The following is a 6,344-nucleotide window of genomic DNA, read 5'->3' as shown; positions in this document are numbered from 1 at the left end:
CGGGCACTCGATCACCGAACCCGCGACACCCGCTCGTCCCTCACGGGCACTCGATCACCGAACCCGCGACACCCGCTCGTCCCTCACGGGCACTCGATCACCGAACCCGCGACACCCGCTGGCCTCTCGTAGCCGTTCGATGACGGGCCTAGAGCACATCCCAGGCGCAGCCGCAGCCGGGGTGCCGCGTCCAGGGCGTGCGTCGTAGGTCGAGGCCCGCGTCGAGCCGGACCGTGGCCGACCAGGTCGACGGGACCCGACCTTCGGCCCAGGTGAGCAGGTCGGACACCGCCCAGGCCAGGGCGACCGCGTGCAGCGCCGGCTCGCGCGGCACCGAGACCCGGGCCTGCTCGAGGAGCAGCGCGCGGCGCGGGTCGGCCTGACCGACGTGGGCGTCGACGCATCGCTGGCAGGCGGTGCGGCCCGGCTCGACGAACGGACCCACGGTCATCGCGCCCGCCTCGGCGGCCACCACGAGGTGCGGCGTGCCGTCGCGGACACAGCGGTCGAGCTGCCGTCGCGGGACCGGTCCGTCGCGGAGCACCAGGACCACCGACGCGTGGTCGGGGTCCGCGGCGACCGCGAGGTCGACGTCGCGCAGCCGCTCGGCGACGATCCGGTCGAGGTCGGACGGTCCGTCGATCCCGACGGAGACCGTGGCCCGGGCCGCGCGACCGCGCTCGCGGGCGTCGAGGTCGTCGAGCAGCCCGGCCCGGACCAGCCGGTCGAGGGCTCGGGCGCCGGCCTCGGTCTCCGGGGCCGGCGCGTCGCCCGAGCGGAGCCGGTCCAGGACCCGGCGGACCTCCGGCTCGTCCGGCAGCACGACGCAGCGCGGTGGGTCGATGCCGACCTGGAGGTGCCGGTCGTCGCGCCGGACGACGGGGACGCCGGGGTGCAGGACGGGCCGGGCGGGGAGCATGCCGCCAGCCTCACACGGTCGTGGGGTCGGCCGACGGCGTCCTCCACAGACCACGACGGCGGCGTCCCCACCGGGGACGCCGCCGTCGAGGGCTCAGCAGGGGAGTGCGGTCACGCCTTGCCGAGGATGCGGTTGAGGTTGGTGCCGCAGACGGGACACACGGCCTTGGCCATGCGGGTGCCCTTGTCGTTGACCTTGACCTCGCCCTCGGCCTCGCGCTTCTCCTTGCACTTCACGCAGTAGAACTCGCCGCTCCAGGTCTCCGCCATGACGGCCTCCTTGCTTCTCGTCTCACGTGGTCGACACGACGTGGGCCGTCGGGCCGAGTCGACCCTACGGCACCCGGACGTGAATCCGCTCACGGCACGCGGCCCCGCGTTACGCCTACTCTCCGGGGATGACCGACCTCCCGCACCTCCGCCTGGACCGCCCCTCCGAGGGCGTCGCCCTGCTCACCCTGGACAACCCCGACCAGCGCAACGCGATGTCGGCGGAGATGACGTCCTCCTGGGTCGCCGCGATCGACGAGCTCGCGGCCGACCGCTCGCTGCGGGCCGTCGTCGTCACGGGGGCCGGCACCGCGTTCTGCTCCGGCGGCGACACCAGCTGGATCGCCAGCGAGCCGGATGCGACGGTCGACGAGCTGCGGACCCGGATGATCGCCTTCTACCGGGCCTGGCTGTCGGTACGACGGCTCGAGGTGCCGACCATCGCCGCGGTCAACGGTCCGGCCATCGGGGCCGGGCTCTGCGCGGCCCTGGCCTGCGACCTGCGCTACGCCGCCCGCGGGGCCAAGCTCGGGGCGCCCTTCGTCCGGCTGGGGATGCACCCCGGGATGGCGGCGACGTACCTGCTGCCGGAGGTGGTGGGGGAGGCGCACGCCCGGGACCTGCTGCTGACCGGTCGCGTCGTCGACGCCGACGAGGCCCTGCGGCTCGGGCTGGTCTCGCGGGTGCACGAGCCGGAGACCTTCCTCGACGAGGTCCTGGAGACCGCGGCCGGCATCGCCGCGACCGCGCCCGTGGCGAGCCGGCTCACCAAGCTGGCCCTCGCCGACGGGGGGCACCGCGACCTGGAGAGCGGCCTCCAGTGGGAGGCGATGGCCCAGCCGATCACCCTGGCCACCGCGGACCTGCAGGAGGGGATCCGGGCCAGCCGGGAGAAGCGGCCCCCGGTCTTCACCGGGCGCTGAGGCACCTGCGGACGACAGAGACCCCCGGTCCACCTCGCGGCACTCGCCTTCCCCTTGCGAGTGCCCCTCGGTGGCCCGGGGGCCATCTGCTGCGCAACGCTAGGGACCGGCCCCCGGGTGGTCAACGCCGGACCGGACAACCCTGTGGACAAGGTTGTGGACAACGGTGTGGACGAGAGGTCATACCCGTGGAGGAAGCGGGTCGGGGCTGGGAGGAGCCTGTGGAAAACAATCGCGTTCCAGCGGCGTACCCTTCCCTGACCAGCCAGAACGCCGGTCCACCACCTGTGGAGGAAAGACAGTGACCGAGTCGTACGACGGGGGCCCGGTCGGCGCCCTGCGCCGGATCGCCTTCCTGCTCGAGCGCGGTCGCGAGGACACCTACAAGGTGAAGGCCTTTCGCGGGGCCGCGGCGGCGCTGCTGCCGCTCTCCGACGACGACGTACGACGGGCCGCGGCCGAGGGGACGCTCACCGACCTGCCCGGCGTGGGCGCCAGCTCGGCGAAGGTGATCGCCGACGCGGTCGCGGGCCGGATGCCCGAGCGATTGGCCAAGGCCGAGCGCGAGCACGGGGGGCCGCTGACCACGGGCGGTCACGACCTCCGCGCCCTGCTCAAGGGCGACCTGCACTCCCACTCCGACTGGTCCGACGGCGGCTCGCCGATCGAGGAGATGGCCTTCACCGCGATGGAGCTGGGCCACGAGTACCAGGTGCTCACCGACCACTCGCCGCGGCTGAAGGTGGCGCGCGGGCTCAGCGCCGAGCGGCTGGCCCGCCAGCTCGACGTGGTCGACGCGGTCAACGACCACCTGGCCGGCGGCGGGTTCACCCTGCTGAAGGGCATCGAGGTCGACATCAACGAGGACGGCACGCTCGACCAGACCGACGAGCTGCTGGCCCGGCTCGACGTCCGGGTCGCCAGCGTCCACTCCAAGCTCCGCTCGGACCGGGCGACGATGACCAGGCGGATGCTCGCGGCGATCGAGCACCCGCTGATGAACGTGCTCGGTCACTGCACGGGCCGGCTGGTCACCGGTGGTCGTGGCACCCGCCCGCCGTCGGACTTCGACGCCGGCGCCGTCTTCGAGGCGTGCGTCGAGCACGACGTCGCGGTCGAGATCAACTCGCGACCCGAGCGCCGCGACCCGCCGACGAAGCTCCTGCACCTGGCCCGCGACGTCGGCTGCCTGTTCTCGATCGACACCGACGCGCACGCCCCCGGCCAGCTCGACTTCCTCGTGTACGGCGCGGAGCGGGCCGAGGAGGCGGGCATCGAGCCGGACCGGATCGTCAACACCTGGCCGAAAGAGCGCCTGTTGGGGTGGGCGAGCAAGTAGGTTCCCCGGCATGGGCGCCCCACAGGTGGAGGTACGCCGCTCGAAGCGGCGTCGCCGTACCGTGTCCGCCTACCGCGACGGCGAGAAGGTCGTGGTGCTCATCCCCGCCTCGCTGACCCGTGCCGAGGAGCGGGACTGGGTGGCCACGATGGTCGCCCGCCTGGAGCGCTCGGAGCAGCGGCGCACGCCCACCGACGACGAGCTGCTCCAGCGGGCCCGGACGCTGAGCGACGACTACCTCGGCGGCCTGGCGGTCCCCGAGTCGGTGCGGTGGGTGGACAACCAGCAGGCCCGGTGGGGCTCCTGCAGCCCGGGCGACCGCTCGATCCGACTCTCCAGCCGGCTGCAGGGCATGCCCGCCTGGGTCCTCGACTACGTCGTCGTCCACGAGCTCGCCCACCTCATCGAGCCGGCCCACGACGAGCGGTTCTGGAGCTGGGTGAACCGCTACCCGCAGGCCGAGCGGGCCAAGGGCTACCTGCTGGGCTGGTCGGCCGCGGCCCAGGTCGAGCCGCCGCCGGGGGAGTCCGACGAGGTCGACTGAGCGAGCGCGTGGGCGACGAGCTCGTCCAGGTCGGGGTCGGGCAGCGCGTCCACCGGCCACCAGCGGACGTCGAGCGACTCCTCGCTGACGGCATGCCCGGCGCCGGCCGGCGCGAGCGCGACGAAGCGGACGTCGAGGTGGTGCACGTCGGCGGTCGGACCGCAGAACGGGACGACGTGCTCGTCGAGGTGGACGGGTACGGCGAGCAGCCGCAGCCCGGTGATCCCGGACTCCTCGGTCGCCTCCCGCAGCGCGGCCCCGCCGAGGGTCCGGTCACCCGGCTCGCAGTGCCCGCCGAGCTGGAACCAGCGGCGGGCCTTCGCATGCAGGGTCAGCAGCACGTGGGTCCGGTCGGCGTCGAGGACGACCGTGCTCGCGGTGACGTGGTCCGGGCGGCACTCGCGGGACAGCCCGTCCGGGTGGGCGCGCAGGTGCTCGACGTACCGGTCCCGGAACGTGGCCTGGGCCGCCGACGGCGGGGACCAGGACTCCAGGAGGGCGAGCGCGTCGGCGTGGAGCGGGGCGGTCACTCGCCGTCGAGCATCTTCTTCAGCTCGGCGTCGAAGTCGTCGTCGCTGAGGCTCTCGGGGGCGGTGGCGTCCTCGCGGAAGCCCAGCGGGTCGTCGAGGTCGGCCGGCGTGGGCAGCAGGTCGGGGTGCATCCAGACGCCGTCGCGGGCCTCGACGCCCTGCCGGGTGCGCAGCGAGCCCCACAGGGTGGAGGCGTCGCGCAGACGGCGGGGCCGCAGCTCCAGCCCGACCAGCGTCGAGAAGGTCTCCTCGGCGGGGCCGCCGGCGGCCCGGCGGCGGCGGAACGCCTCCTGCAGCTTCGACGCAGAGGGCATCCGCTCGACGGTGGCCTGACCGACGACCTCGTCGACCCAGCCCTCGACGAGCGCGAGCACGACCTCGAGGCGCTGCAGCGCGGCCTCCTGGGCGGGCGTCTTCGGCAGGTCGAACATGCCGCCCTCGAGCAGCGACTGCATGGCCTCCGGGTTGGTCGGGTCGATGCCGCGCAGCTGCTCCTCCATCCGCGCCTGCATGCCCTCGGCGTTGACCTGGATGCCGCGGGCGTAGTCGGTGACGGCGCCGATGACGTGCTCGCGCAGCCACGGGACGTGGGCGAAGAGCCGTTGGTGGGCGGCCTCGCGGAGCGCGAGGTAGAGGAGGAGGTCGTCCTCGGAGACGTCGAGGCCCTCCGCGAACGCCGCGACGTTGGTCGGCAGCAGGGCCGCCCGGCCCGCCGGGCCGAGGGGGAGGCCGATGTCGGAGACGCTGAGCACCTCGCCGGCCAGCCCGCCGAGCCCGGAGCCCAGCTGGGTGGCCAGGATCGCGCCGACCGCCTTGCCGAGGATCCCGAGGATCGGGCCGGCCTGCGCCTGCGCCTCGGCGGGCAGGGCGCCGCCGATGGCGTCGACCGACTGCTGGGCGATCGGCTCGACGAGGACCTTCCAGACCTCCAGGGTGCTCTCGACCCACTCGGCCCGGCTCCAGGCGGCGGTCGACTGCACCCCGGACGGGAAGTCCGTGGTGGCGTCGAGCCAGTGGTCCGCGAGGCGTACGGCGTCGGCCACCGCGTCGCGCTGGCGCTGGGACGGCGTCGGGTCCGGTTCGGTCGCGACCTGCTTGCGGGCCAGATCGGTGGCCAGACCCCAGTTGAGCGGGCCGTCGTACGGCTGCATCAGCTGCTGGATCTGGCCGAAGAGCTGGGAGAGGTCGGGGAAGCCGCCGGGGCCGCCGGCCGCGCCCCCGAGCATGCCGCCCAGGCCGCCCGCACCGCCGCTGAAGAACTGCTCGAAGGGCGTGCCCTTGAACGGGTTCTGGTCGTCGTCAGGGCGGTCCGACGGGTCGTTGGTCATGACTCAACGGTACGCCGCCGCGGCAACTGATCTAGGGTCGCGGCGTGCCCGATCCCGCCGTACGTCTCGTCGACATCCGCGACACGCCGCTCGACGTGTCCGAGGTCCTTGCCGCGCTCGACGACGACGCCTCCGGCGGGTTGACCCTGTTCGTCGGCCGGGTCCGCGACCACGACGGCGGCAAGGGCGTCACCGGCCTCGACTACACCGCCCACCCCAGCGCGCTCGACCGGCTGCGCGAGGTGTGCGACCGCGTCGCCGAGGAGCACGACGTGCAGGGCGTGGCGGCCGTCCACCGCACCGGCTCCTTGAGCATCGGGGACATCGCGGTCGTCGTCGCGACCACCGCCGCCCACCGCGACGAGGCGTTCCGCGCCTCGCGGGCCCTCATCGACACCCTGAAGGCCGAGGTGCCGATCTGGAAGCACCAGGTCTTCGGCGACGGCACGGAGGAGTGGGTCGGCGCGCCCTGACCCGCCAGGACGCGACGGA

8 protein-coding genes are annotated in these 6,344 nt (G+C 73.9%); 4 read left to right on the top strand and 4 right to left on the bottom strand.

What is annotated here, in order from left to right; all coding sequences use genetic code 11:
* Window positions 1-148 precede the first annotated feature (148 nt).
* Both V7S47_RS16225 and V7S47_RS16220 read right to left on the bottom strand, forming a co-directional pair.
* Window positions 149-919: a hypothetical protein gene (locus tag V7S47_RS16225; protein ID WP_336562540.1), complete on the bottom strand. Its 771-nt coding sequence runs from the start codon at window positions 917-919 to the stop codon at window positions 149-151.
* A 110-nt stretch (window positions 920-1,029) separates the two neighbouring features.
* On the bottom strand, window positions 1,030-1,188 hold the full coding sequence (locus tag V7S47_RS16220) for a DUF5679 domain-containing protein (RefSeq protein ID WP_011754982.1): 159 nt from the start codon (window positions 1,186-1,188) through the stop codon (window positions 1,030-1,032).
* Window positions 1,189-1,316: 128 nt separating this feature from the next.
* Here V7S47_RS16220 and V7S47_RS16215 point away from each other — a divergent pair, with 128 nt between their 5' ends.
* The 3 genes from V7S47_RS16215 to V7S47_RS16205 all read left to right on the top strand — a co-directional run bounded on the left by V7S47_RS16215 (window position 1,317) and on the right by V7S47_RS16205 (window position 3,994).
* Window positions 1,317-2,111, top strand: coding sequence for an enoyl-CoA hydratase/isomerase family protein (locus V7S47_RS16215; protein WP_336562538.1), 795 nt, complete (start codon window positions 1,317-1,319; stop codon window positions 2,109-2,111).
* A gap of 301 nt (window positions 2,112-2,412) precedes the next feature.
* The gene (locus V7S47_RS16210; protein WP_336562537.1) at window positions 2,413-3,450 is read left to right on the top strand and encodes a PHP domain-containing protein; all 1,038 of its coding nucleotides are present in this window, start codon (window positions 2,413-2,415) and stop codon (window positions 3,448-3,450) included.
* A gap of 10 nt (window positions 3,451-3,460) precedes the next feature.
* Window positions 3,461-3,994: a M48 metallopeptidase family protein gene (locus V7S47_RS16205; RefSeq protein WP_336562536.1), complete on the top strand. Its 534-nt coding sequence runs from the start codon at window positions 3,461-3,463 to the stop codon at window positions 3,992-3,994.
* Here the strand turns inward: V7S47_RS16205 and V7S47_RS16200 are convergent.
* Together V7S47_RS16200 and V7S47_RS16195 are read right to left on the bottom strand one after the other, a co-directional pair.
* Window positions 3,925-4,524: an NUDIX hydrolase gene (locus V7S47_RS16200; protein WP_336562535.1), complete on the bottom strand. Its 600-nt coding sequence runs from the start codon at window positions 4,522-4,524 to the stop codon at window positions 3,925-3,927. The two genes, V7S47_RS16205 and V7S47_RS16200, sit on opposite strands and share 70 nt — an antisense overlap.
* A complete protein-coding gene (locus V7S47_RS16195; RefSeq protein ID WP_336562534.1) occupies window positions 4,521-5,852 on the bottom strand; it encodes a zinc-dependent metalloprotease in 1,332 nt (443 codons plus the stop codon). Before V7S47_RS16195 ends, V7S47_RS16200 begins: the two co-directional genes overlap by 4 nt.
* A 44-nt stretch (window positions 5,853-5,896) precedes the next feature.
* Here V7S47_RS16195 and V7S47_RS16190 point away from each other — a divergent pair, with 44 nt between their 5' ends.
* Window positions 5,897-6,325, top strand: coding sequence for a molybdenum cofactor biosynthesis protein MoaE (locus V7S47_RS16190; protein WP_336562532.1), 429 nt, complete (start codon window positions 5,897-5,899; stop codon window positions 6,323-6,325).
* Window positions 6,326-6,344: the final 19 nt, after the last annotated feature.

The organism is Nocardioides sp. CCNWLW216, assembly GCF_037120545.1.
Taxonomy (GTDB): domain Bacteria; phylum Actinomycetota; class Actinomycetes; order Propionibacteriales; family Nocardioidaceae; genus Nocardioides; species Nocardioides lianchengensis.
The sequence above is the reverse complement of the archived record's forward strand: the minus strand, read 5'-3'. Positions and strand labels throughout refer to the sequence as shown.